The sequence below is a fragment of the Paenibacillus sp. FSL R5-0345 genome, assembly GCF_000758585.1.
GTDB lineage: Bacteria > Bacillota > Bacilli > Paenibacillales > Paenibacillaceae > Paenibacillus_AQ.
Map to the genome: position 1 here is coordinate 2,305,739 of NZ_CP009281.1, position 24,921 is coordinate 2,330,659.

At 42.5% G+C, this 24,921-nt stretch carries 21 protein-coding genes; 14 read left to right on the forward strand and 7 right to left on the reverse strand.

Annotation, left to right across the window (positions count from 1 at the left end):
• Position 1 precedes the first annotated feature (1 nt).
• Positions 2 to 892: a dienelactone hydrolase family protein gene (locus R50345_RS09855; protein WP_042126132.1), complete on the forward strand. Its 891-nt coding sequence runs from the start codon at positions 2 to 4 to the stop codon at positions 890 to 892.
• Between the two features lie 25 nt (positions 893 to 917).
• The gene (locus R50345_RS09860; RefSeq protein WP_042126134.1) at positions 918 to 1,883 is read left to right on the forward strand and encodes a pectinesterase family protein; all 966 of its coding nucleotides are present in this window, start codon (positions 918 to 920) and stop codon (positions 1,881 to 1,883) included.
• A 274-nt stretch (positions 1,884 to 2,157) separates the two neighbouring features.
• On the opposite strand, the gene R50345_RS09865 is transcribed toward R50345_RS09860, so the two are convergent.
• A complete protein-coding gene (locus R50345_RS09865) occupies positions 2,158 to 2,610 on the reverse strand; it encodes a hypothetical protein (RefSeq protein WP_197069769.1) in 453 nt (150 codons plus the stop codon).
• Between the two features lie 282 nt (positions 2,611 to 2,892).
• Between R50345_RS09865 and R50345_RS09870 the strand changes: the two genes are divergently transcribed.
• The 4 genes from R50345_RS09870 (at position 2,893) to R50345_RS09885 (ending at position 9,131) form a co-directional block, all read left to right on the forward strand.
• Positions 2,893 to 4,797, forward strand: coding sequence for an ATP-dependent DNA helicase (locus tag R50345_RS09870; RefSeq protein ID WP_231574255.1), 1,905 nt, complete (start codon positions 2,893 to 2,895; stop codon positions 4,795 to 4,797).
• 221 nt (positions 4,798 to 5,018) lie between these two features.
• On the forward strand, positions 5,019 to 6,062 hold the full coding sequence (locus R50345_RS09875; RefSeq protein WP_042126138.1) for a YeiH family protein: 1,044 nt from the start codon (positions 5,019 to 5,021) through the stop codon (positions 6,060 to 6,062).
• Positions 6,063 to 6,175: 113 nt separating this feature from the next.
• Positions 6,176 to 6,988, forward strand: coding sequence for a MerR family transcriptional regulator (locus R50345_RS09880; protein ID WP_042126140.1), 813 nt, complete (start codon positions 6,176 to 6,178; stop codon positions 6,986 to 6,988).
• Between the two features lie 205 nt (positions 6,989 to 7,193).
• On the forward strand, positions 7,194 to 9,131 hold the full coding sequence (locus R50345_RS09885) for an FAD-binding protein (protein ID WP_042126142.1): 1,938 nt from the start codon (positions 7,194 to 7,196) through the stop codon (positions 9,129 to 9,131).
• A 78-nt stretch (positions 9,132 to 9,209) separates the two neighbouring features.
• On the opposite strand, the gene R50345_RS09890 is transcribed toward R50345_RS09885, so the two are convergent.
• The gene (locus R50345_RS09890; protein WP_042126144.1) at positions 9,210 to 9,626 is read right to left on the reverse strand and encodes a MarR family winged helix-turn-helix transcriptional regulator; all 417 of its coding nucleotides are present in this window, start codon (positions 9,624 to 9,626) and stop codon (positions 9,210 to 9,212) included.
• Between the two features lie 135 nt (positions 9,627 to 9,761).
• Here R50345_RS09890 and R50345_RS09895 point away from each other — a divergent pair, with 135 nt between their 5' ends.
• The gene (locus tag R50345_RS09895; RefSeq protein WP_042126146.1) at positions 9,762 to 10,220 is read left to right on the forward strand and encodes a DUF2798 domain-containing protein; all 459 of its coding nucleotides are present in this window, start codon (positions 9,762 to 9,764) and stop codon (positions 10,218 to 10,220) included.
• 157 nt (positions 10,221 to 10,377) lie between these two features.
• Here the strand turns inward: R50345_RS09895 and R50345_RS09900 are convergent, their stop codons facing one another.
• The gene (locus tag R50345_RS09900) at positions 10,378 to 11,307 is read right to left on the reverse strand and encodes a MerR family transcriptional regulator (RefSeq protein ID WP_042126148.1); all 930 of its coding nucleotides are present in this window, start codon (positions 11,305 to 11,307) and stop codon (positions 10,378 to 10,380) included.
• 217 nt (positions 11,308 to 11,524) lie between these two features.
• Between R50345_RS09900 and R50345_RS09905 the strand changes: the two genes are divergently transcribed.
• A complete protein-coding gene (locus tag R50345_RS09905; RefSeq protein WP_042126150.1) occupies positions 11,525 to 13,342 on the forward strand; it encodes a methyl-accepting chemotaxis protein in 1,818 nt (605 codons plus the stop codon).
• Positions 13,343 to 13,771: 429 nt separating this feature from the next.
• Here R50345_RS09905 and R50345_RS09910 read toward each other — a convergent pair whose 3' ends face one another.
• Together R50345_RS09910 and R50345_RS30245 are read right to left on the reverse strand one after the other, a co-directional pair.
• Complete coding sequence (locus R50345_RS09910) at positions 13,772 to 14,662, reverse strand: NAD-dependent epimerase/dehydratase family protein (protein WP_042126152.1); 891 nt, start codon at positions 14,660 to 14,662, stop codon at positions 13,772 to 13,774.
• A gap of 524 nt (positions 14,663 to 15,186) precedes the next feature.
• On the reverse strand, positions 15,187 to 16,035 hold the full coding sequence (locus R50345_RS30245) for an RNA polymerase sigma factor (RefSeq protein ID WP_231574256.1): 849 nt from the start codon (positions 16,033 to 16,035) through the stop codon (positions 15,187 to 15,189).
• Positions 16,036 to 16,271: 236 nt separating this feature from the next.
• Here R50345_RS30245 and clpP point away from each other — a divergent pair, with 236 nt between their 5' ends.
• The gene (gene clpP / locus R50345_RS09920) at positions 16,272 to 16,853 is read left to right on the forward strand and encodes an ATP-dependent Clp endopeptidase proteolytic subunit ClpP (protein WP_042126154.1); all 582 of its coding nucleotides are present in this window, start codon (positions 16,272 to 16,274) and stop codon (positions 16,851 to 16,853) included.
• Positions 16,854 to 16,874: 21 nt separating this feature from the next.
• Positions 16,875 to 17,081 (forward strand): hypothetical protein, encoded by a 207-nt coding sequence (locus R50345_RS09925; RefSeq protein ID WP_042126156.1) that lies wholly within the window; start codon positions 16,875 to 16,877, stop codon positions 17,079 to 17,081.
• Positions 17,082 to 17,121: 40 nt separating this feature from the next.
• Here the strand turns inward: R50345_RS09925 and R50345_RS09930 are convergent, their stop codons facing one another.
• Positions 17,122 to 18,129, reverse strand: a complete 1,008-nt coding sequence (locus tag R50345_RS09930) for a LacI family DNA-binding transcriptional regulator (RefSeq protein WP_231574123.1) — start codon at positions 18,127 to 18,129, stop codon at positions 17,122 to 17,124.
• A gap of 260 nt (positions 18,130 to 18,389) precedes the next feature.
• Between R50345_RS09930 and R50345_RS09935 the strand changes: the two genes are divergently transcribed.
• On the forward strand, positions 18,390 to 20,111 hold the full coding sequence (locus R50345_RS09935) for a glycoside hydrolase family 13 protein (RefSeq protein ID WP_042132034.1): 1,722 nt from the start codon (positions 18,390 to 18,392) through the stop codon (positions 20,109 to 20,111).
• A gap of 68 nt (positions 20,112 to 20,179) precedes the next feature.
• On the opposite strand, the gene R50345_RS09940 is transcribed toward R50345_RS09935, so the two are convergent.
• Positions 20,180 to 22,066 carry an LTA synthase family protein gene (locus R50345_RS09940; protein ID WP_042126157.1) on the reverse strand — a complete coding sequence of 629 codons (1,887 nt, stop codon included), beginning with the start codon at positions 22,064 to 22,066 and terminating at the stop codon, positions 20,180 to 20,182.
• Positions 22,067 to 22,369: 303 nt separating this feature from the next.
• On the opposite strand from R50345_RS09940, the gene R50345_RS09945 reads away from it, so the two are divergent.
• The 3 genes from R50345_RS09945 to R50345_RS30250 are packed head-to-tail and all read left to right on the forward strand — an operon-like array spanning position 22,370 to position 24,850.
• The gene (locus tag R50345_RS09945; protein ID WP_042126159.1) at positions 22,370 to 22,960 is read left to right on the forward strand and encodes a DUF4830 domain-containing protein; all 591 of its coding nucleotides are present in this window, start codon (positions 22,370 to 22,372) and stop codon (positions 22,958 to 22,960) included.
• A gap of 39 nt (positions 22,961 to 22,999) precedes the next feature.
• Positions 23,000 to 23,320 carry a hypothetical protein gene (locus R50345_RS09950; RefSeq protein WP_042126161.1) on the forward strand — a complete coding sequence of 107 codons (321 nt, stop codon included), beginning with the start codon at positions 23,000 to 23,002 and terminating at the stop codon, positions 23,318 to 23,320.
• Between the two features lie 42 nt (positions 23,321 to 23,362).
• A complete protein-coding gene (locus tag R50345_RS30250; protein ID WP_052414548.1) occupies positions 23,363 to 24,850 on the forward strand; it encodes an RCC1 domain-containing protein in 1,488 nt (495 codons plus the stop codon).
• Positions 24,851 to 24,921: the final 71 nt, after the last annotated feature.

Below are 24,921 nucleotides of genomic sequence, written 5' to 3' on the forward strand. Positions count from 1 at the left end.
CATGGCGCCGGATAAACTGAAGGAACTGTTAGGCGATCTTCCAACGGATAAGCCGATTTCGGTAACTGTGATAAACCAAGAGGAACGGGACGGATATCGCCTCGAATCCCTTTTGCTTGATCTGAATGGATTGGAACGGGTTCCTGCTTATGTTGCTATTCCTTTGGATGGAGAAGGACCGTTTCCGCTGGTTGTCTTTAATCATTCTCATGGGGGGAATTACGCGAATGGACGTAATGAGTTTGTTCGCAGCAGCGCCTATTTGCAACAGCCTTCTTTTGCTAAAGCCCTAACGGAGATGGGGTACGCTGCTTGCTGTATCGATATGTGGGGGTTTAATGAGCGTGGCGGTAAAACTGAGAGTGAGCTAGTGAAGGAAATGCTATGGAAGGGGCAGGTCATGTGGGGCATGATGCTGTATGACAATATTCGAATGCTGGATTACATGTGCCAACGTGAGGATATTGACGCTTCCCGAATCGCAACAATCGGTATGTCCATGGGTGGTTTGATGGCATGGTGGCTGGCTGCATTAGACGAACGGGTCGGAGTGATTGTCGACATCTGTGGTCAAGTAGATGCACATAGCTTAATTGCTGTAAGAGGATTAGATCATCATGGCTACTATTCATATGTGCCCGGGTTATTGAAGCATTACACAACGCTCGATATTCAAAAGCGGATTGCTCCCCGCCCGCGAATGAGTCTAGTAGGCAGAAACGATCGGTTATGTCCGATTGAAGGTGTTGAGCATCTGGCTCAAGGATTGTCTGAAGCTTACCAAACAGCAGGGAGCCCAGAACATTGGCAACCGCTAGTGGGAAGTGGAGGGCATATGGAGACTCTGGAAATGCGGACGTTATGGCAGCAATTTTTGGCGAAGCATCTCTAAAATCCATGGAAGGGAACAGACAACAATGCTAGTAGTGGGCAAAGAATCCTTTTGCGATTATCGCACCATTCAAGAGGCGATAGATTCGCTAGAGGGTGAGCCAACCAGCCAAGCGGTTACGCTCTATATTTTATCCGGCATCTATCAAGAGGCAGTTCGGATTTACCGTTCTAATCTTAAGGTTATAGGACTTGGCTGCGTGGAAATAACCATGAACCGTTATGCCAAAGAGCGTGATGAAGCGGGGGAAGAAATCAATACGTTTGCTACTCCAACGTTATTTCTGGGCGGCAGTCATTTGGTATTAGAGAATCTGGTGATAACCAATAGTGCTGGGCAGGGAGAACGTATTGGGCAGGCATTAGCCGTCTATGCGCATTGCGACCAAACCGTATTCAGAAATTGCATCTTTAAGGGGTATCAGGACACATTGTTCACAGGACCTTTACCACCTGCTCCACGAGAGCGAAGGGCATTCGGAGGTATTCCGCTGAGAGAACATCACGCCCAGTATCGTCAGTTATATCAGCATTGCTATATAGAAGGAACCATCGATTTTATTTTTGGCGGTGCCACGGCTTATTTCGATCAATGTGAGATTCGCAGTTTACGTCATAATGAGAATCTTTCCGGTTATATAACAGCGGCTTCGACACCCGAGGGACAGTCACATGGCTACATTTTTAAGAATTGCTTCTTAACAGCCGATCCTGATATTGCTCCAGTGTTTCTAGGACGTCCTTGGCGCGAGTACGCGAAGACCGTGTTTGTGGGTTGTCAGATGGGCTTGCATATTCATCCTATGGGCTGGGACAACTGGAATAACGCAGCGAATGAGCAAACCGTTAGATATCAGGAATATGACGTGAAGGATGCTGCGTCCCTGAGGAAGAAGCGTGTTCCATGGGCAGATTGCTTTGAGGATGGGGGAGAAGCGCTGGATAAAGAGTTTGTTTTTGCTGGGACGGACTTTTGGAAGCAAGTACTGTAATTGATTAATCTTTCAAAAAATGAGGCAGTCATGGACGAGCGTAAAGAGTCCTTGATTGCCGTTTTTATTTCTTTTGTTTTCTTTCAATATAAATCCAAGTGTGATATATCAACCAGAATATCATAGGAACTAATAAAACATAGGGCCTCTGGCGTGCAGGAAGAAAGGAGTATAAAAATAGCCCGATTATTATCGTTGGTAACACTAGAATAAAATACTTTTTCCAATGCATGTTCTTCCCTCCCTATGGTTTAATACTTACATCCTTTAAGTGTTAATGCCCTCGTATGTCTAGATCACTTAATGGATAATTACTACTGCCCCAAGTGTAAACAATATAATAGTTAACTAGCTTTTCATCTGCTTTCAATGCTTTGAATTTCAAATCACGATGTTCAATAAAAGCAATGTTATTACTCACTTGCTTTTCAACGATGTAACTCCAATCATTCTCGCGATACTTTCCATAAAAATTATTTAATTGTTCCAAAGTTTGTTCTGATTTGATTAAAATAGCGCCAAAAAATTGCATTCCATTTCCATTCCCCATTAATTTCCCAGCGGATGATAAAGCATCTACCCTTTCAGTTTTATCTGGCAAAGATAGTTCCATTAGATTTTTCTTTGTGGAATATGCAATGTAATTGTTAATAAATGGAGTGGATACGATTGGTAAAATAAGAGCAACCACTGCAATGATTAAAATGATTATGAATGTTTTTTTCAAGTTTACCCCTCCCTTTTATCAGAGATCTTCCGATTCTTCCAATACATTCCTGTAACTGTTTATTCTATTAAAGGTAATGATCCTCCTGCCTGCTATAGTAACTTGTAACAACCGCTAAATTATCCAAACGAACTACTTTGTAATTATTCCAATCTTATGAGATAATAGAGTTTTTCCGTTGATTCTATTTTTCATGGCATATGTGATATGCCTGATCAAATATTGGAGGTAGGCTTGTTGGCGACACAGTATCCTTTTGAATATGATCGGACCAGACCTTTTATGGAGCAAGTAGGAGAATGGGTCGGAGATGTATTTTATGAAATTCTTCCTGAGGCAGGATTTGAAGTCCGTGATGAACAGATTTACATGGCGTTTCAGGTGGAGCGAGCTTTTGCTGAGAAAAAGACGATTTTTGCTGAGGCAGGGGTCGGTACGGGTAAGACTTTAGTGTATTTGTTATATAGCATTTGTTATGCGCGGTATATGGGCAAACCTGCGATTATCGCTTGTGCGGATGAGTCATTGATCGAGCAGCTTGTGAAACCGGAAGGCGATATTGCCAAGCTTGCGAAGCATCTGAATATGAATATTGATGCCAGACTAGCGAAATCTCCGGACAAGTATATGTGTCTGAAAAAGCTGGATCACGCACGCAACAATGATGATGGGAGCTTGCCGCTGGAGAGTTTATACAGTACTCTACCTGATTTTGTACATTCTCATGCACCGATGCAGCAGTTCCATGCCTATGGCGACCGTAGGGACTATCCAGATTTGAACGATGAGCAATGGAATAAGATCAATTGGGATACGTTTCAGGATTGTTTTACTTGCGATATGCGTCACCGCTGTGGGCAGACGTTGTCCCGTGATCATTACCGGAAATCAAGTGACTTGATCATTTGTTCTCACGATTATTACATGGAACATATTTGGACTTATGAAGCGCGTAAGCGAGAGGGTCAAATTCCTTTACTTCCAGAGCATTGTGCCGTTGTTTTTGACGAAGGGCATTTGTTAGAATCTGCCGCCATGAAGGCGTTAGGCTATAAAATGAAGCATGTTGTCTTTGAAGAACTAATCTCTCGTCTGTTACAGAATGAGATTCGTGAGACGCTCGCGGTACTTATTGATGAAGCGATTATGCAGAGTGAGCAGATGTTTAAATACATTCGTCGTCAATGCCGCAGCATTCCTGGATCGGATCGAAAAAGCATTGCGCTTAACGCACCGCTAATCCGTGAGGTGCACCGCATGCGTAGTGTAATTGCTGCTATCGAAGAAGAATTAGTATTCGAAAGTGGACTTTACACGATTGATGAATATCAGTTGCGGATTGTGGAAGAACGTTTGGAGACCATAGAGATCGCGTTGAGATTGTTTGAGGATTCAGGTGCATTAATCTGCTGGGCGACAGAAGATAGTGATGGCTTAACGCTGTCGGTCATGCCACGTAATGTTAAGGAAGTACTCCAAGACAGCTTGTTCACGCAAAAAATGCCAATCGTATTCTCTTCGGCTACCTTATCCGTGGATAAATCATTCCAATACTTGAAGGACAGTCTTGGGATTCAAGACTTTCTGTCTTTCTCTGTAGACTCACCTTATGATTATGAGCATCAGATGAATGTCTATGTGCCAGAGCTTCGGAGCGGTGATTTTGCTGAAAAAATGGAGATCTCTCTAAAGCTTATCCAGCAGACTGAAGGAAGAGCCCTGCTGCTGTTCCGTACTCGGGAAGAACTTCTGCAGTTCAAGCAGCTCAGCTCGCAGACAGCAGAATCCAGTAAGTATTCTTTCCTCTTTGAAGGGGATCAAGAGATCAGCTATCTGATCTCAGCTTTTCAAAGGGATGAGCATAGTGTGCTTTGTGCGGTAACGCTGTGGGAAGGACTAGACATACCAGGACCTTCATTATCTAATGTGATCATTTGGTCACTGCCTTATCCGCCGCTCGACCCTGTATTTATGGCGAAACGAGCGGAGACCTCCAATCCTTTTGAAGAGGTGGATTTGCCGTACATGCTGCTGAGACTTAAACAAGGGATGGGACGTCTGATCAGAACGGGCACGGACCAAGGAATTGTGACGGTGCTTGCGGAAGCTGAAGGACAACATCCGGTTCACGAGTATATAACTTCTGTACTTCCGAAGGGTACTAAGCTTCAGATGCTAGAAGTGTAAATGTAATATAGGAACACAAACGACGCTCTTTTGGTGAGGCGGCTGCTCTGGCATGCTGCTTCTCGAAGGAGCTTTTTTTGCGCAAATTCAAGCATAAGGATTACTAATCTTACAGATAGTATATTGGTATTTAACTTTCGAGCCATGGCGTTTTATTGTTGATTCATGGGGGATATACATACCTCCGTCATCTAGAGATTCATACAAGGGGTGTACACGACATGGGGGATTCACAGGGATTATACCAATCGAACCATAAGAAAGAGGTTGGTTTTGCGCTTGGCATTGGATTGACCTTAATCATTGCATTAGTCGCAAAGTATTTAGCAGGCTTTCCATTTCTCTCTATTATGGGCCAACTGGTCATTGCCATTCTAATCGGAATTATTTGGCGGGCAACCGTCGGAGTGCCGGGCACGATCACTCAAGGGACTGATTTTTCCAGCAAAAAGCTACTGCGTCTAGGAATTATCCTGCTTGGTATGCGGTTGAATTTAATGGATATCGTAGCTGCGGGTCCAAGGGTATTTCTACTGGCTGTTATCGTGATCGTATTTACGATCTCTGTTGTCTACGGGCTTGCTCGACTGTTCAAGGTTGATAAACGACTCAGTATCTTAACTGCCTGTGGAACAGCGATCTGCGGTGCGGCAGCGGTGGTGGCGATTGCTCCACAAATCAAAGCGAAAGACGACGAAACTGCGATTGGCGCAGCGATAGTCGCTATATTAGGTACAATATTCACGTTGCTCTACACTTTTTTGTACCCTTTGCTAGGCTTATCCGATCTAGGCTACGGGGTATTCTCTGGAGCTACCTTACATGAAATTGCTCACGTCATCGCAGCAGCTGATGCAGGTGGGAATGCAGCAGTAGATATGGCGGTCATCGTTAAATTGACTCGGGTAGCCTTACTTGTTCCTGTGGCTATATTAATTGGGATTTGGACGAATCGCGCGGAAAGAAAAGTTCAGGGAGTTCAGTCTAAAGCCTCGTGGAAAAGTATTCCTATTCCTTGGTTTATTCTCGGTTTCTTACTCGTAAGTGGTGTGAATTCATTAGGGATTGTATCTGCATCAGTGGCAAATGGAATTGTAACGATAGCTTATATGCTAATCGCTATGGCGATGGCTGGACTTGGCTTGAATGTTGATTTGGCGGCATTTAGACGACTGGGGATGAAGTCTTTTGCAGCTGGGCTTATAGGTTCGGTCTTGTTGTCCTTAGTTGGATTTACACTAGTTCACTGGTTTGGACTGGCATGATCTTTTGCATACATTTGAATAGTAAGAAATGAACTACTTCATATCTAAATATTGTCCTTCTGTATATCATTTAATGTGGCTGGGTAGGCATGAAATGGATGGAGGGACATCAGGTGAAATATTGCATAGGGGAATTTGCTTCCATTCTCGGTGTAACTGCAGATACGCTGAGGTTATACGAGAAACATGATATTGTTAGGCCCACTAAAGATAACAGCAATAATTACAGATATTTTAATGACTTAGATGCAAGAGATTTGCTAATGAGTAGATGGTACAGAAGTATGGGAATTCCATTGCCGGAAGTGGCAACGCTGATGAAGGAGTCTTCATTAGAGCAAGTTATGGGTAGGATGCAGGAAACAGAGTCGAATTTAGAAGAAGAGATCAAGCGGAAGACGATGCTGCTAAAAAAGATGAATGAAATTCATAATGAACTCAGAGAATTAGACTCCTCTTTATATAAGTGTAAACTTAAACAGCTGCCAGGTATGTATAGACTAAAGCAAACGGATAAAAATGCATTATTAAAAAATGATATTGTAAAAAGCTTAGTCAACACTTGGATGGATCTGCTGCCGTATGCGTTTTATTCTTTTAGAATTGAGGATACAGGTATCTTTTTCAGTGAAAACAATAATTTTAATTATAGCTGGGGCCTTACTTTGCTAGAAGATGAAGCGCAACAATTCGAAATGGATATTGAAGAGTACGCAGAGTATATTAGCCCAAGTCTTTGTATCTCAGCAACAATGTTATGTACGGATGAAAAATATATCACGAAGAACTCCTTGCAGTTCATGTTTGACTATATCGAAGCTAATCATTATTCCATTTCGGGAGATGTGGTTGGAAAATTACTGCTCACCGAAAAAATTGAAGGCCATAATAGATCTTATTTGGAAGTGAATATCCCAATCAAATAGTGACTCTAATTAAACATCTGCTCTTTGGGCAGATGTTTTTCTTCTAGTTGGACAAAAAGTAGACATTGACCTTGGTGTTGCACCAATGTTTATACTTCGGGATATAGCCTGTCAGATGTCGTTGTTGATTAATCATTATCTTTGTGAAAATTATCACGTTATTTGTATCAGGTTATAAGATATTAGACACTGGGGGAGAACAGAAATGCGTAACAGAAATTTCGTCAAGAAAATGCTCATGTTATCTTTTTGTATGGTGCTGATCGTTTCCATGCTGAGTGGATGTACGGGAAATGGGGAATCGGCTAAGTCGTCATCGTCCTTTAAAGCCGGTACGTTCACAGGAGAAGCGGAAGGAAAAGAGGGAGTCATTAAAGTAGAAGTAACTATGGATGAGCCAGATAAAATTAAAGATATTAAGATCGTAAGCCAATCGGAAACAGGAGGGCTGGGAGATAGTGCACTTGAAAAAATTAAAGCACAAATTCTAGAAGGGCAAACCTTGGCAGTTGATGCTGTTAGTGGTGCAAGTCTTTCCAGTGAGGCCATGCTTGCCGCTGTGGAAGATGCCGTAACCAAAGGTGGAGGTAATCTTGAAGTTCTCAAAGCCGGAGGTGCAAAAAAAGCTGGTGAAGGGAAAACAGAAAAACTTGAAACCGATGTTGTTGTAGTGGGCGCTGGGGCATCCGGTGTATCTGCGGCGGTTACAGCGGCTGATAAAGGTGCTAAGGTTATTATTATAGAGAAAACGGGTGTCATCGGGGGAGCGAGTAACTTATCCTGGGCAGGTAAGTTCTATAATTCATCCGCTGCTACGAATAATAATCTAAAAGTAAATGTGGAAAAAGAAATTGCGGATTGGATTGTCAACAATCACTGGAGAGTGGATGCAGCAGCGATTAGACAATATGTTACTAAATCCGGTGAAACTTACGACTGGTTAGCCGAAAAAGGATATCAAACTAGCTTCTTGAATTTCTTCGGTGAGCAATTACATGTGCTGCCAGCTTATGAAACACGTGAAGAAACGCTTCGTAAAATGTTATCCGAATCAGTTGAACAAAATGGCGGACAAGTGATCACAGAAACGACTGCCAAAAAGCTGATTACGAATGAAGCTGGAGAAGTTACAGGAGTAATCGCTGAGAAAGCGGACGGTACAACACTTGAAATCACAGCGAAGAGTGTCGTTATGGCTACAGGTGGTTATGCTGCAAATAAAGAAATGGTAAAAGAGGCGTTTGGTTTCGAAGGGGTTAACGGTGGATTAGGACAAAACGTAGGAGAAGGCCTTAAGATGGCATGGGAAGCTGGAGCCAAGGTGCCTGACAACTTCGGTGGACAAATGCTTCACCAAACATTGGCTAGAGCAACACAAGGTCTAAAAGCACAATATGAACCTTTTGAAGCAAGTTATCCACTAATGTTGACGTATCTTCCGAATTTCATGAATGTAGGTACTTCTGGCGCTCGATTCAGAGATGAAGCGGCGACGTTAACTTCGGTTGCAGCAGCGAATACAAGTGCATTTAATGGTCCGTATCACATGGTTATCGTCTCGAAGTCACAACTGGAGGCACTTCAGACCAAGGGGATGAATGGTGTTCATGCACCAAGTCTTCCAGGAATGCCACCGGAATTCTATGCTGAATTTGCCGATAAATTCACACTAGAGAACCCTTGGACAAATGTCGAGAAAGTATTTGATTCGATGGTGGAGAACGGAGATGGCTTCAAAGGAAACACGATTGAGGAATTAGCTACGAATGCAGGGATGGATGTTGATGTGTTTGCAGAAAATTACAATCGTTATACAGAAGCAACAAAAACTGGTGTAGATGCTGAATTTGGAAAAGCTGCTGAGTATTTAGAACCTATGGGTGAAGAAGGTCCATACTACGCCATCATTGCTGAAATTAATAATCTGGGTTCAGTTGGTGGCTTGCTAGTAAATACAAAATTCCAAGTTCTGAATGATAAACGGACACCAGTGAAAGGATTGTTTGCTGTAGGTCTAGAATCTGAAGGTGTGTTGTTTAATGATACTTATGTTGGAAACGGCGTTGGTATTGGGTACTCCTTTACCTCAGGTCGTCTTGGCGGGGAGAGTGCAGCTAACATTGCATTAGAGAAATCTAAGTAACAAACCATTTCCCGGAAAATAATTGAATGTTTTTTATAGACGCAGGGTGGAGAACTCTGCGTCTTTTTTAGCTGGAGATTAGAGCCATTCTTCTTTTAGCAAAGCTTTGAGAAGCTCTACGTTAGCTGCTCCAAGCTTGTTGGCAATTTTTTGCTCTAATTCAATTTTGGTGACCATCATTCTTTGATTGCATGCGACTCCCTTCTGGGTAAGAATGATGTTTTTGTCACGCTGATTTCCTTCGACTTCAACAGCCTCTACGTAGTTACGTGATAATAGTCCTTTAATGCTTTTATGTGTACCCTGCCTGGAAATATTAATAATTCTACTGATTTCTGAGATCGAGAGCATTTGATGTGCCTCAAGAACCGCCAGGATATGAGATTCAGTCTTGTTGATTTGATCCGGATCTTGGTCGGTCACTATTTTACGTAAGACTAAATGCTTCTCACTAAGTAAATCAATTAGGTTCATTTCTTGTAGATGGTTATCCATATGAACACTCCTAAATCATAGCTCGTTTATCCAAGTATAAGTCATTTGAGTTTATTGTCAACTTGGTTGACTATTTTCAAATTGCTGTGGTATTGTAATCCAAGTTGACAATATAGAGATAAAAGGAGCTTGAAGATGGGAAGAAACAAAAAAGAAGCATTATTATTTACTTCTATCATGTGTGCATTGATGGTGCTGGGGATGAGCATTTACAATGTAGTGCTGATGGAGGGCTGGTCGGATACGGTAGTTAAAGATGTAGTCATCGGCTACGTACCAGCGTTTCTGGTTGCCTTAATTCTGGATGTATTTGTTGTAGGTAAGGTTGCGAAGGGGATTGCGCATAAGCTGGTTAAAGAGAATGATCCGATGATCAAAAAAATTATGTTTATATCCTTTTTTATGGTGACCGGAATGGTGTTGTTTATGTCCTTCTATGGTGCAGTTCTTCATGTAGGGTTCTCCTCAGAACTACCGATGGCTTATCTGTCTGCGATCGGTAAGAATTTCATTGTTGCACTTCCACTGCAAATCTTACTAATCGGGCCGCTTACACGATTTATCTTTGTAAAGATTACTCCAGCTACTGCATAGAGAATATTAACATCACCTTTACGCAAAGCTGGGTCAATCTTAAGCGACACTCTAGTTTCTTGATAACAAACAAAATGCTCTCCAACTGCCATGATGGGCAGGGGAGAGCATTTTGTTCTATAACCTTCTAAGAGAAGGTCTTAATAGATAGACAGTTCTATGATCTCTTTTTTACAGGTTCCAGCAGATTTAATACATACTGACTTCCGCTGCCTTTGGGACTATCGTTACGGATATGCTCCTCAAGACATAATCTTGAATCGTGGTCAGCCTGATAATCCAAGTTATTATCCAAATAACTCATTAATGCTTGCCATGAGCCGTAGATATCATCGCTGCTTTCCGTCATTGCATAGAGACCGCCATCGAACCGCATCTCTTTAAGCTGGCTTGGTATTTCTACATTTTCAGGAATGGAGGCACAAAATCCATAGCCATAAGGATTATTCTCACCACTTGGATGCGGATTTGTATTCCCACCAAATAGACGTGCTGTCCCCAAGAGATGGTTAGCCTCTAACCATTCCGTAACAGGAGCCATTGCTTCATCCTCTGGAGATGTGCTGACTGCAATATTATAGGCAAATCTCATAGGCGGAAGTGTAATGAATCTTACATGGATAGGTGGAGAGTGTTTAATCGTTGTCATAGATAGAACCTCCTCATTCTCATTCGTAACATCTAATGAATTGGATGACTCTTCGTTCAACGCTAATAACAAATGGTTAGTTATGGGTTCCTCCATACGTGCGGATATTAGTTGTAGGAAGAAGCGGATTTCACGATCTTTTTGTGTGAGATCAGATTTCTCCTTATGAATTGAAGCAGATTGCTGCAGGAGTATTTCATATAAGGACTGAACGGACATGCTCTGTAGGACGGTACCGATATCCTTAATACTAATATCAAGTTTTCTTAAAAATGCGGTGATTCGAATAGCGAGTATTGCGTGCTCATCATAAATTCTCCAACCCGAGCTAGCCTCTCGGTGACTTTCAAACAATCCTTGCGCTTCCCAGTGACGCAACGTCCGACTCGTCAGTCCGATTTGCGTAGAAAGCTTATCAATAGTCACAAATCCACTCATAGACAACTCCCGTTCTATAGATTGATTAGGCGCCCTATGGAAATATTTTAGCACTTAACGTTACGTCAATTGCAATAGGGGAGTTATAGCCCGTGTATTCGACATAATTTACAATTCTCATACAAAACTGTGCCCGGTATTTAATGTACAGCTTCTACAATTTAGATATTAGTAAAAAGTACCTATTGCTATATGAGGCTTTATACGGAGGATGATAATGTTGAAGGCTAGGTCTATGCATCTATCAATGAAGTGGAAGTTGATCTTGAGTTTTTCTGCCGTGGTACTATTCTTTCTAGGGGTAGCGCTATACCAGAACTATAAAATCAATCAAGTAGAAATCTCTATGGAAACGCAAAAAATGGAGATGGAAAAAAGAATTACAGTATCCACTATTACTCAACTGCTTCAAGAAATGAACGGTGTGGAGACCTCTCTAGCGGGTTCTAGCGATTTGGAGTTTACTCAACCATTTAAGGATAAACAGACAAAGCTAATGGAAGAATTGGGCAAAGTGAAGTTTGAGGCAGATTCTCCAGCGTCTAAGGAGTTAGAACAATTACATAATCAAGTTGGAGGATATACAGGTTATTTTGACGGATTAGTAAATACTATAAAGGACGAGCAGCTTGATCCTATGGCTGTTTTGGAACGAATAGATGAATTACATACGAAGGCATTGGCTATGAATAAGGCTATGCTGGAGACCAATGAGAAACTATATACCGCAGCAGCAGAGAACGCAGAGAAGGCTCAAGATTATTCTTTTGATTTATTAAATCTGACCAGTTCTATGGGAACCTATGCAGCAATACTAGTATTTATTTTCACAATTATTATTGCTGTTATGCTTATACGTTCCTTCTTGAACCCTATAAATAAGCTGCAAGCGGCTCTACGAAAAATTGCTGAGGGAGATTTACGGCAGCAGATTAATTCGCCATATAACGATGAGTTAGGAAGTCTGAGTCATCATTTTGACCATATGGTTTTGCGGGTAAGAGAGATGCTTCAACATACCCAATCTGTTGCTTCTTCGCTCGCGACTTATTCGCACTCTTTTCAACAATCTTCTTCGATTACCGCTCATACGAATCAAGAAATCGTAAGCACAATACAGGAAATCTCTGTAGGCGCTGAGCAGCAAGCCGGACAATCTGAGCAGAGTGCAGGCTTGATTCAGGAATTGGAACGGGAAGTTCATGAAATTACCGAGTATACCGAGGTTATGCTATCGACCAGTCAAACGGCTAATCACAATACTCGAAAAGGTTCCGAGTCCGTCATCGCTTTGCGCGAGGTATCGGAGCATTCACGTGAGTCCGTGAATAAGGTGTATCTCGCACTGACCAAATTGAGCGACCAATCGAAGGATATCTCTAGAATAACTAAATCGATTACAAACATTTCTAACCAGACTAATATTCTCTCTTTAAATGCAGCGATTGAAGCGGCAAGGGCGGGAGCTTATGGGAAGGGCTTTGCTGTCATAGCTGATGAAGTGAGACAATTATCGGATCAGACCAAAGAGTCCTCCGTACATATCAGCCAGATTATTAACGAACTACAAGCCGGGATGGATGAATTCCAGCAATATATGCTGGAGACCAAAGGAAACCTTGAAGAACAGGATCAAAAAGTGGCCGAAACGTTGTCATCTTTTGAAGCGATAGATCAATCAATTATTGAGATTAGTAAGCAGATTGGGCAAATCCATGACAAGGTAGATATGACACAGACCATGAATCGTAGACTTGCGGAGTCTGTTCATAATGTGGCGGCTATTGCTGAGGAAACTGCGGCAGGGGTTCAGGAAGTGAATGCCTCTAGCGTGCAACAGGATAATGCAATTCACGATATTGCCCGCCAAGCGGTTGAGATTAATGAGATTTCACAAAAATTATTCAAGGAAATTAACGTCTTCAAGATTAATTCGGATATAGTAGACGAGATTATCGCTGGAGATGACAGTGACTCAACTGGCGATGAAACGCCTGCGCCTGCGGAGCAGTCCTATTTGACAATCTCCGCTTAGGGGAGGGGTTGATTGACTGCTCGTCTATTGGGAGCGACTTGATTCACACTAATTCTGTAACGTAAAAAGGTAGTTTAGAGGGAGTTCCTTCTAACTACCTTTTGCACGTTAAGTGTATTTAATGCAACTATTAAAGGATGTGTTTTCCTTATAGAGTGTTTAGATGTACTTAGTGCAGTTATTTTCTCTGGGATAGACTGTTAGTGGTGTTTAGCTAGTTTTTAATTGCACTGAATACAACTAAAGTCAAACATAAGCTTCGTTAGTGTGGTTTAGTTGTATAGAGTGCAGTTATCTGAAATGCTCGCCGAGGTTTTATAAAGTGAAAAAGCTACCAACTTCGTAGAAAATATCTACTTAGGGGTAGCTCTTATCGCATAGATGAATCACATCGATGAATGAGTGATGGGGGCTTGTATAGGATGTGCGTTATTCCACGTCAGTTTTGTTCAGGGAGCTAACTAGTTCTGGAAGCCAGTCATTTAGAAGGAGAAACTTGTAGCCCGCGGACTGGGCTTTTGTCGTATCCATAAACCAGGAGTGTTCAATTCCGAATGGCGACATATGCTCGTCATCGGTTTGGTTAAGGATAATGGCTTGCTTGTCTGTTTCTTTTTCAATCATTATGATAACATCCTTAACTCTAACCGTACCGTCTGAGCAAGCATTGATCGGTCCTGTCACAGTAGAACAGCAGCCTAACCAATATAGGAAATCAGCAGCTTCATCCGAACGAATAAAGGAGATATGCGCTTCAGGATTCGGTATGCCGATAGGTAGCCCGTTACGGACATGCTCGATATGAAAATGAAGTCTTCGCGTATAATCATCTATTCCCAGCACAATTGGAAAGCGAACCGCAGCGACTGGGAAGCTAGCCTGCTGCATGAAGACGGCTTCTGCCAGTCTTTTTCCCTCTTGATAGGTGAAATCATTCCGGCCTCCGTAGTGTATAGGGTATGTTTCAGGATCAAAAATCTCCTCGGTCAGGGCCTCTTCGCTGAAATCATACACGGATAGACTTGAGGTGAGAATGTACCGTTTTGTTTTGCCATCAAAAATCCGGCGTGCCTGATCTGCTTCATCCGGTGAATAACAAATATTATCGAACACGACATCCCACAATGAATCTCCTACCGCCTGTGCGAGCTCGTTAGGTTGGAAACGGTCCGCATGGATCCGGTGAACGCGATCTCCAAAGGAATCGCTAGTTTCTCCGCGTGTCAGTATGGTTACGTCATTTGCGGAATCCTGTAGCAACCGTTCAACTAATCTTTTTCCAAAAAAGCGCGTGCCGCCTAAAATAAGAATCTTCCTCATAATTTCACTCCTCACCAACTAATGTTTATTTGTAAGTTTAAATGAAGATTGTCGTTTGAATGCTGGGGATTGTGCTTGAAATCGTTACGCATAAAGATATGTAAGGGAATTCTATTGGTTTGATTGTACTTTGTGCAATAGAATTTCAACGATATAGAATAGAATCTGATTCTATTGCACTTTGTACAATCAAAAGATGAGAAATTGCCTTAAAAGCTACTTTTATAAAGAATCTATTGCAGATCCTGCAGTAGATTCGTTTTTTAGCTTTGATTTCTTGGATTCTGTTGCACATTTTACAACATCACTAGCTCAAAGCTAAAGGATAGCTAAACTCATCTAACTTACTCAACTCACCCAACTCACCCAACTAACCCAACTAACCCAACTAACCCAACTAACCCAACTAACCTATTTCTACACACCAAACGCACACTTTCCAAAACTAATATTTGTTCGGTTATAACATAACGTATCATATTAAGCTAAGCTACTGTGGCATCACGAGATAGCGTTACAAAAGACTAAGCCACCATTCGCATTCCAGGCTCGGCATAATTCCAACCTGTGGAGCTGAATCCACCAGACTGGAAAGGTTGAACGCTTTGGAAGCTCTGTAAGCTTTGGCTAGACACTGACAATACAGCTTCCTGGTTTTCATCCGCGAGGACTAATGCGATAAGCTCGGTAATTTTCCCTTGTTCATAGGCAGAAGCAAGGTGATTCAGAGCAATTTGTAATTCCGTGTCCTGCGGTAAAGAGGGACCGTCGGCTTGAAGAAGCTCTTGCCTTACGGCAGAAAGGGCTTGCCGGGCTCGATGTAGAGCAGCTTTGACAGCTCCTTCTGTGGTGTCGAGCATCTCGGCGGCTTCAATACCGGAGTACTCGAATACATCGCGGAGCAGGAACACCGCTTGCTGTAGGGGAGACAAATGCTTCTGCAAGGCTTGAAAAGCAGCCTCAATCTCTAATGAGCCATAACCTGCTGCTTCTTCAGTCTTAGGTTGATCCATTTCCAGTAACCGCGATAACGTGGCTTTACGCCGTGTAATATCTATCCAGGTATTTCTGGCAATCCGCAGAAGCAATGCCTCGGGATTCGGGTGATTCGTTAGCGGGCTGAAATTTGTACGAATTGTATGATCTGTATTGTTGTTCATTTGACTTGTATCGTTCATTTGATTTGTATCGCTCATTTGATGGGTTGGGTTATTTTCATTCGTATCGTTCATTTCGCTCTTCAGCTTCGTATGTTCGGAAGTCTTCAAATAGCCCAGTGCTTTGACCCAAGTATCCTGAGCCAAATCTTCGGCTTCCCATGGGGATTGTGTCAGTGCAAGGCAATACCGCTTCAGCGCCATTTGCAAAGACATGGTATGATTCTCATCCGGTTCATGGCCGGTGCTAAGCTCCTCAAGGCTGATCACACTGCATAACCCCTTTTCCGGTAAAGTGATTTCGGTTACTTCTAATAATAAACGAATGAGCGCTAAATTAAGATACGCAATAATAAAAATAATATTTTGTTCTCTGAACGTATCCTATCCAAAGACTAATCCGTTTACAGGGTAGATTTCAAATAAAATTAACGGATGGAGGTCGCATACACATGGCGTACATTCCTTATGTCATTGAACAAACGAATCAAGGAGAGAGATCTTACGATATTTATTCACGGCTGCTAAAAGACCGGATTGTGTTTGTAGGGGCAGAGATTGAGGATCAATTGGCGAATAGTGTAGTTGCCCAGCTATTGTTCTTATCGGCAGAGGATCCAGATAAAGATATACACATGTATATCAATAGTCCAGGGGGCTCCATAACAGCAGGATTCAGTATTTATGATACGATGCAGCTTATTAAACCGCAGGTGAATACGATTTGCACAGGGATGGCGGCTTCCTTTGGTTCACTTCTATTGTTAGCCGGGGCCAAAGGTAAACGTTATGCGCTGCCAAACAGTGAGATCATGATACATCAGCCGCATGGCGGAGCGCAGGGTCAGGCTAGTGATATTGCGATCAGAGCTAAACGTATCTTGAAGCTAAGGGAAGTGCTTGTGCAAATTACAGCGGACCGAACCGGGCAGACGGTGGAAAAGGTACTACAAGATATGGACCGGGATTATTTCATGACAGCTGATGAAGCGGTAGAGTACGGGATTATCGACAAAGTCATCACAAATCTGTAAGTTGAAGGAGTGAAGCGGGTTATGCTGGAAGCTTTGCAGGGCAAAGAGGTAACCATTTATTTTGTAGATGGCTCTAACGCTAGAAAAGGTATTTTGGAAACGGTGAGTGAGAAGTTTATCAAATATCGGACAGAATTCGAAGAACTGTATATTCCCATTACTTCCATCTGTTCTATCACACTGGATACTAAAGGACGAGAACGTGCTCGAGTAGGATTTACACAATAACCATTATCAGATTTAAAAATAGGGTTAGGGGAAGTTTTCCCTAACCCGTACTTTCCCGAATCGCCAAATAATGAGCCACATTGGCATGATGCTGAATACCAGTCTCCCCTTTAATCAGCTTGATTAAGGTTCGAGTAGCGGTCATTCCAATCTCCGTTCCAGAGTATTCCACTGAGGACAGCTTGGGCCGAACGACAGAAGCGATAAAGCTATTATCGAATCCAAAAACCGCAACATCCTCTGGCACCCGTATACCGTTATCGATCAGGAAATTCATCGCTCCAACAGCCATCCAATCTGTGGAGCAAAAAACCGCAGTAGGCAGTTCTCCGCTATCCTTGATCCGGCGCATTGCGTCGCTTCCATCTTCTACGGCCATTCCACTTTCTACTACCCATTCTTCTCTTAAGGAAATACCTGCATCCATAAGCGCTTGTTGATAGCCGCGATATCGATCGCCACCTACTGCGTTATCTCCAGATACCCGGATCATGCCAATACTTCTATGTCCTTTCTGAATCAGATAAGTAACGGCTTCATAGGAAGCGGTAACATTATCCAGATGGACAGAAGGGATCGAATCAATCTGAGATTTTTCTCCAACTAACACGCAAGGTGACCCGGATTTTTGGATAATCTCCAAGTGCTCCTTGCTCGGAACCGAGCCTACATATATATAACCCTCAGTCCCCATATGGTGGAATAAGTTCAAATAATGAAGTTCACTATTCACACTTCCGTCTGTTAATCCGACCAAAACATCATAACCATATAGCTCGGCGAGATCACGTATGCCAATATTGAAATCGTCAAGCACGGTATTACTGTTCTGCGGAATAATGACACCTATCAGAGGTGTATCCGATCTACCTGCATCTGAACCGATGACATTAGGACGGTAATTCATTTGTTTCATGGCTTCCAATACACGCTTACGAACTTCCTCGTTTACCGGTTTGCTGTTGTTGACAACCCTTGATACGGTAGCTATTGAAACGTCAGCCATTTTGGCTATATCTTTAATTTTTACCTTCAAGAATATCACCATAACTTTCCAAGCTTGTATTCGTTCTAGAATATATCGCAAGCATATCATGGATAGCTCCAAGAATCCAAAAGATTGTTATTGACCAGGAAAATAAAAGATCCTATAATGATCGCATAGGAAAATAATTTCCTTGAATAAACCCTAAATAGATAGTTTTTTAGTCGATAATCTTAAGTTTTATTATGAAAATCACTAATTCGTGAATTAAATAGGAAAATATTTTCCTGAGAGGGTATATGAATACGAAGGAGCTGCATACATTGAACAGAACATGGTGGAAAGAAGCCACAGCGTATCAAATTTACCCACGGAGCTTTATGGACAGCAATGGCGATGGTGTTGGAGATCTGCAGGGAGTCATCTCAAAACTTGATTATTTACAGGACCTCGGCATCAATGTCATTTGGATCTGTCCTATTTATAAATCCCCGAACGATGATAATGGATATGATATTTCAGATTACCAGGATATTATGGCGGAGTTCGGCAGTATGGCTGATTTCGATCAGCTATTAAGCGAGGTTCATGCACGGGGTATGAAGCTGATTTTGGATCTTGTCATTAACCATACTTCAGACGAACACCCTTGGTTTGTTGAAGCACGTTCAAGCATGGATAATGCTAAACGTGATTATTATATTTGGAGAGATCCTAAGGACGGAAAGGAACCGAATAACTGGGAGAGTATTTTTAGCGGTTCGGTCTGGGAGTTCGACCCTGCTACAGAGCAATATTTCATGCATGTATTCTCCAAAAGACAGCCTGACCTCAACTGGGAGAATCCTGAAGTACGTCAGGAATTGTACGGTATGGTCAATTGGTGGCTAGATAAAGGGATCGACGGCTTCCGAGTGGATGCTATTTCACATATTAAGAAAATCCCAGGTCTTCCTGATCTGCCAAATCCAGATCATCTTCCATTCGTTTCATCCGGCGCGGGTCATATGAATCGGGAAGGAATTCACGATTTTCTTCAGGAGCTGAAACAGGAAACATTTGATCGTTATGACATTATGACCGTTGGTGAAGCGAGTGGTGTTAGTGTCGATCAAGCGGAAATGTGGGTAGGCGAGGAGCAGGGCAAATTCAATATGATTTTTCAATTCGAGCATTTAGCCCTTTGGAATAAGAGTGTTACGGGTGGCTTGGATGTTCTGCAGCTGAAATCAGCACTTTCCCGTTGGCAAAAAGGTCTTGAAGGTAAAGGCTGGAATGCTCTCTTTATCGAAAATCACGATCAGCCGCGTTCGGTTTCAACTTGGGGTAATGATGGCCAGTACTGGAAAGAGTCAGCTAAATCACTGGCTACGATGTATTTCTTAATGCAAGGAACACCGTTTATTTATCAGGGTCAAGAAATTGGGATGACCAATGTAAGATTTGATTCGATGGATGATTACGATGATGTGGCGATGAAGAACCTGTATCGTTTAGAGACAGAAGCCGGAAAATCACATGAAGAAGTCATGGAGGTTATCTGGAAGAACGGTCGCGACAATTCTAGAACGCCTATGCAATGGGATGACTCTGAGAACGCTGGTTTCAGTAGCGGCAAGCCTTGGATGAAGGTCAATCCTAATTTCACGGAGATCAATGTGGAGCGTGCGAAGCAGGACCCTGATTCCATCTATCATCATTATAAAAAGCTAATCGCACTTCGGGCCGCTAATCCTATTACCGTTTATGGAACCTATGATTTGATCCTGCCTGAAGATGAACGAATCTATGCTTATACTCGTACACTTGGCAATGAGAAATTGCTGGTCATGTCAAACCTGTCTTCAGAGGAAACACTGTTCGACCTTCCGTTTGACTTGGAATTTGACTCCAGTGAGTTGCTGTTGAATAACTATGAAGTTGACCCTGCTGAGAAAATTGAGACAGTGGCATTACGCCCTTACGAATCTCGTGTGTATATGCTGGTTAGCGCACCTGTAGAGCAAGAGGATGTTCGTGAGAGTGTGCCTGCAACAACGGTTTAATTACTTTAATAAACACAAGAATGCCCCTCGGCCAATGGCTGAAGGGCATTCTTTTTCTGGGATATCAATTATTTGCTTTGTTCGGCATCATCCGTAGTAGATAAATCCGGCCGTTGCAAAATATAACTATTAGACATATTCAGGAGCCGCTGAACAGCATCAAATTGCGCTTGTGTCGAACCGCCCTCAGTTTCAGAGCCATCGATTAGATTATAGTTATTTCCATCATTGTAATCGACACCAGTCAAGTACAAGCTTGTGTCATTAATAAAAGAACCAGTAGGAAGAAAATGTCTAACAGGTAGCAGATTGGTTTGTTGATTCATCAGATCTTCTCCGAAGTGGAGCTGGTCCTTCATAGAAATCCCTAACAGATTAGCTACAGTTGGTAAGATGTCAATCTGACCTCCTGTCTGTGTGTACACAGTAGGCTGGTCAATGCCTGGAGCATGAACAATAAAAGGAACGTTGAACATATCGGTATATCCATACTCGTGTCCGACCATTTCCTCCATTAATGATTTCTCATTGCCGTCAAGGGAATACAGGGACACACCTTGATGATCTCCGTAGAAGACAATCACGCTATCGTTCCATAACCCGCTGGACTTCAGTTCGTCTAGAAATTGTCCCATGGCGTAATCCGCATAATTTTGGGCTAAAATATAGTCGCCGACCAAGGTTCCTTCGTACCTTTTAGGCAGCGTCATTTTAAATTTAGATTCTGGCATTTTATAAGGGTGATGAGCACTCATAGAGATAACCATCGCGTAAAAAGGATCGTCTTCAGCATCCATTTTAACTAATTCAGGAACTGTCTTGGCATACAGCACCTCATCGGAAGAACCAAATGCGATATGATCATCATCTCCATAGAAGGACTGATCGTAGTATTTATCAAAGCCCAGCACCTTGTATAAGGTTTTGCGATTCCAGAATTCTACGCTGTTGGTGTGAAAGGTGGCTGTATTATATCCATTCGCTTTCATCAGCTTGGGCAAGCTAGGAAGTTCCTTAGTCATATAGTTGGAGGAAGTGGCTACTTCGTGATGAGGAACATATAGAGAGGTGTTCACTACAAACTCTGCATCCGATGTTGTTCCTTGCCCCGCATTCGTATAGAAGTTATTGAAATAATGTTCACTTGCTATAAGCTTATTTAGATTTGGAGTTACTTCCTGTCCGTCAATGCTTAAACCAAGCAGGAAATTCTGAAAAGATTCCATTTGCACTACAATGAGATTCTTACCTTGAGCCGCTGCCCAATACTTTGGAGAGACTGGCTCCGTAATTCCCTTTGTAGCGTCCACAGACTGCTGCGTAATTTCTTTACTGTCGATCATTTCTTGCTTTTCCGTGGTGTCGGCAAAAATGGTATATACCTCGTAATTGAGAATCCCCATACTCTCTGCCTTTTTATTCTCGTTCATACTTGCGTGATTCGGCCAAACATTAAAGACACAGATTGCAAGAGAAACGCTAATGATCCCAAGTAAAGCGGTTCGGTTCATGCGCCGGTTCATGCCTCTTTCTTTCCAGATCGCAATATATTTCGGACGGAACATAAAGAACATGAAGACTACAATATCCACAAAAATGAACAAATAGTAAGGATCCAGCAAGGAGTACGTGCTTTCTCCGACCTTGGTTACCTTATCTGCTTGTTCCAAAGCATGGTAAGTAGCAATTACACCGTAATACTTGTAATACATCAGGACGGCAAAATAAATCACTGAAATTAATAAGTTCGCAATCATGTAATACAGAAACTTCCGTTTGGAAGCCATCCACTCAATGAGTCCAAAGACGATAAAGAAGAACGGGATCTCTGTGAGCAGCATGCTCCAATTAGGGCCGTCACTAAAAACCACGAACCAGGCCACTGCGCATTTTAAGAGCAGGATGAAGCTAAAGATTAGAAAGGGCTTATTTTTTATTTGAAAATCTTTTTTCATTCGTTATCATCCTCTCTGGTGCAAAACACACTAAAATTCTGCATAACCCTGTATGTTGTGGGAATCCGTTGCAATATGCCGATGCTTATTATGCTCTTGAAGTTTTCGTGTGTCAAAAGACGGACGAGAGACCTAGAGCGCAGCAACAAGCGATTTATGCCATATAAACAGTTAAAATCAGCTTCAATCCTAAACTACAGGTTAAATGTGTATAAATTGATTTAAAAAATTACAGTTTCTCGCAACTTTACATAATATTCCACAGTCTAAATAAGAGGGAGTGAATGTAGAGGAGGATTATCCATGGCTCGGCGTCAGTTTATTATGATTGTACTGACCTGCTTACTTCTGTTTTTAAATACGGGATGTAATGGAGGGAAGAAGGCTTCGCCGACGATTCAGTCTTCCATTTGGAAGCCCGAGGTTTTTTTACAAACATTGGATTATAAAGTTCAGAGCCAACCCGATAAATTCTTGGTGGATGTACCACAGGATTGGGAGGTGAAGCTAGGGGAGTATCCAGAGGGACTTTACTGGCGATTAGCTAACGTGTTCTCTAAAGATGCCGGTTTTGATTTGACTACACTGAAGGGCAGTGATGTTGAAGCATGGCGGTATTCTTTAGTCGACGGGCTACCTGGTTCGGAGGGACAAAGCGGATTTTCATATCCTTCCAATCTGATTCTGTTAGTACAATCAGGAAATACCGTTGGGGCTTGGCTTGAATTTAATGTTCAAAGCGTCGGTCCTTCCATTAAGAAGCGTAGTCTTACAGATATAACGGGTCTTACATTTGATGAGTGGACGGAGAGAGAGGGGCTGTTTGCTGATGCAGGAGAGAACGGAGACTTGGCCTCATTAGGACATTTCGAACTGCTGGATGCTTTTTTTTAAGCGATTCAGGAGGGTAATCATACCCGTGCTCGTGCATGTTTGAATCCTAATGCCTTACTCACGGCATTGACGGTTAACCGTCAAGCACATCATCTCTATAATTCGGGTTTTGGTGGTGAAAATGCACTCAGTGAAAGTATCGTAGAGGCTAAACCTAACGCTTATAAAGTGATGGATTATGATTCTGGTTCAGAAATTAAAGACATCGGTGATCGTACTACGATAAATGTTGTGGTCGATCTGTACATGAAATCGCTAAATCCTGTGTTCGATACCCCAGATGGTCAGGAGACACGCTTCGCAGTGTTGACCAAGCATGCTAACGGCTGGAAGATTGGAGAACTTGGAACGGGGCCGTGAGTTGTTAGATTATCTATTCTTATTAAAAAGGAGTGATCGCAAGTGTCCAAAAAAGGTTTGATCTCTAAAGTGCGAGTAAGAATGATATGTAAAACTGTTATTGGGACTGTTATAAGCTTGATTATGCTCTCTCCATTAGTGGTAGCAGCGGATAGTACAGTGAATTTCCCGGATGAAAAGAAGTTATTGTCAGGTATCACAGGGCTGGATGCGGGGGATAGAAGTGCTTATGCCATCACAGCAGATGGAACGGCCTGGGCTTGGGGTGGTGGATACGGATCTATTGGTAATGGGGCAACGACGCCGGCGTATACTCCAGTCAAAATGCATATCGATCATGTAAAGCAAGTTTCAGGTGGCTACCGTCATAATTTGATATTGAAAGATGATGGAACCGTGTGGGCTGTGGGAGGGAATGAACATGGACAACTTGGCACTGGAACGCAGTCGTTGACGGTTACTGTTGATCCCGTTCAAGTGCAAGGGCTAACCGATGTGACCTCTGTTTCAGCGGGTGATTCATTTAGCTTAGCGCTTCGAAAAGACGGAACGGTCTGGGCATGGGGAGGCAATGAGCAAGGAGAACTTGGCGACAATTCGGGGAAAAACGGGCTAACACCGATGCAAGTGAAAGGGTTACCCTCCATTTTATCTATCGCTGCGGGATCAAATAATTCAGTGGCGCTTGGTAACGGTGGAGAAGTGTGGGTGTGGGGATCGTCTAAAATTAGAGGCAATAAAAAGGATGCGGTTCTAAAGCCTACCCTGCTTAAAGGCGGCGGGGAGTATAGAGCTGTTTATACGAATGGGTGGGGTGGAGCAGCTTTGAGATGGGATGGCACCGTTTGGTTATGGAATAATTACACAGATATGAATCCGGGTGAAACTTTACAGCCGGTTCAGATTCCAGGACTCACGGATGTCATATCGATGACAACGGGCTCCGCGGTGAAAGCTGATGGGACCGTATGGCAGTGGACAGTTGGCGATAAAAATAAGATGAATGTTAAGCAGATTAGTGGTATTCAAAATGCAGTTTCGATTACCAGCGGGAACAGAAATCATTATGTACTTTTAAAAGACGGTCATGTTCTTGCATGGGGAACGAATGAATTTGGACAGACTGGGTTGGGGGTTAGAGATTTTATGATTGACACGCCTCAGCCCGTGAAGAAATCGATTCAGGTGCAGTTGAACAATAATGAAATGGAGTTGACCATGCCTCCATTACTGCTCAACAATTCTACGTACGTTCCGCTAAGAGGAATATTTCAGCAAATGGGCGTGAATGTACGTTGGGACGTCCCATCGAGATCAGTGATTGCCGTGAAGGAATCTACATCTACTACGATAATCTTAAATTCGATAAGTGGACAAACGACTGTAAATGGAAAAGTAATAGCCACAGATCAAAAGCCGGTCTTTATTAATGATAGTGTGTATGTCCCATTAAGACTAATCAGTGAAATGTTAGGCGCTAAAGTGGAGTGGGATGCAGAGGCTTATGCTGTTCAAATCCATACGAATTAAATAGGGGATTTTGACATTAAGTATTATTTGTATTAGTATAACTAATACAAATAATACTTTTTTTGAATGGA

What these genes read in the sequence shown, in the direction of transcription:
- R50345_RS09855 (WP_042126132.1), top strand. Translation starts at nt 2, where the DNA reads ATGGCGCCGGATAAACTGAAGGAACTGTTAGGCGATCTTCCAACGGAT.
- R50345_RS09860 (WP_042126134.1), top strand. Translation starts at nt 918, where the DNA reads ATGCTAGTAGTGGGCAAAGAATCCTTTTGCGATTATCGCACCATTCAA.
- R50345_RS09870 (WP_231574255.1), top strand. Translation starts at nt 2,893, where the DNA reads ATGGAGCAAGTAGGAGAATGGGTCGGAGATGTATTTTATGAAATTCTT.
- R50345_RS09875 (WP_042126138.1), top strand. Translation starts at nt 5,019, where the DNA reads ATGGGGGATTCACAGGGATTATACCAATCGAACCATAAGAAAGAGGTT.
- R50345_RS09885 (WP_042126142.1), top strand. Translation starts at nt 7,194, where the DNA reads ATGCGTAACAGAAATTTCGTCAAGAAAATGCTCATGTTATCTTTTTGT.
- R50345_RS09890 (WP_042126144.1), bottom strand. Translation starts at nt 9,626, where the DNA reads ATGGATAACCATCTACAAGAAATGAACCTAATTGATTTACTTAGTGAG.
- R50345_RS09895 (WP_042126146.1), top strand. Translation starts at nt 9,762, where the DNA reads ATGGGAAGAAACAAAAAAGAAGCATTATTATTTACTTCTATCATGTGT.
- R50345_RS09900 (WP_042126148.1), bottom strand. Translation starts at nt 11,307, where the DNA reads ATGAGTGGATTTGTGACTATTGATAAGCTTTCTACGCAAATCGGACTG.
- R50345_RS09905 (WP_042126150.1), top strand. Translation starts at nt 11,525, where the DNA reads ATGTTGAAGGCTAGGTCTATGCATCTATCAATGAAGTGGAAGTTGATC.
- R50345_RS09910 (WP_042126152.1), bottom strand. Translation starts at nt 14,662, where the DNA reads ATGAGGAAGATTCTTATTTTAGGCGGCACGCGCTTTTTTGGAAAAAGA.
- R50345_RS30245 (WP_231574256.1), bottom strand. Translation starts at nt 16,035, where the DNA reads ATGTCTTTGCAAATGGCGCTGAAGCGGTATTGCCTTGCACTGACACAA.
- clpP (WP_042126154.1), top strand. Translation starts at nt 16,272, where the DNA reads ATGGCGTACATTCCTTATGTCATTGAACAAACGAATCAAGGAGAGAGA.
- R50345_RS09925 (WP_042126156.1), top strand. Translation starts at nt 16,875, where the DNA reads ATGCTGGAAGCTTTGCAGGGCAAAGAGGTAACCATTTATTTTGTAGAT.
- R50345_RS09930 (WP_231574123.1), bottom strand. Translation starts at nt 18,129, where the DNA reads ATGGTGATATTCTTGAAGGTAAAAATTAAAGATATAGCCAAAATGGCT.
- R50345_RS09940 (WP_042126157.1), bottom strand. Translation starts at nt 22,066, where the DNA reads ATGAAAAAAGATTTTCAAATAAAAAATAAGCCCTTTCTAATCTTTAGC.
- R50345_RS09945 (WP_042126159.1), top strand. Translation starts at nt 22,370, where the DNA reads ATGGCTCGGCGTCAGTTTATTATGATTGTACTGACCTGCTTACTTCTG.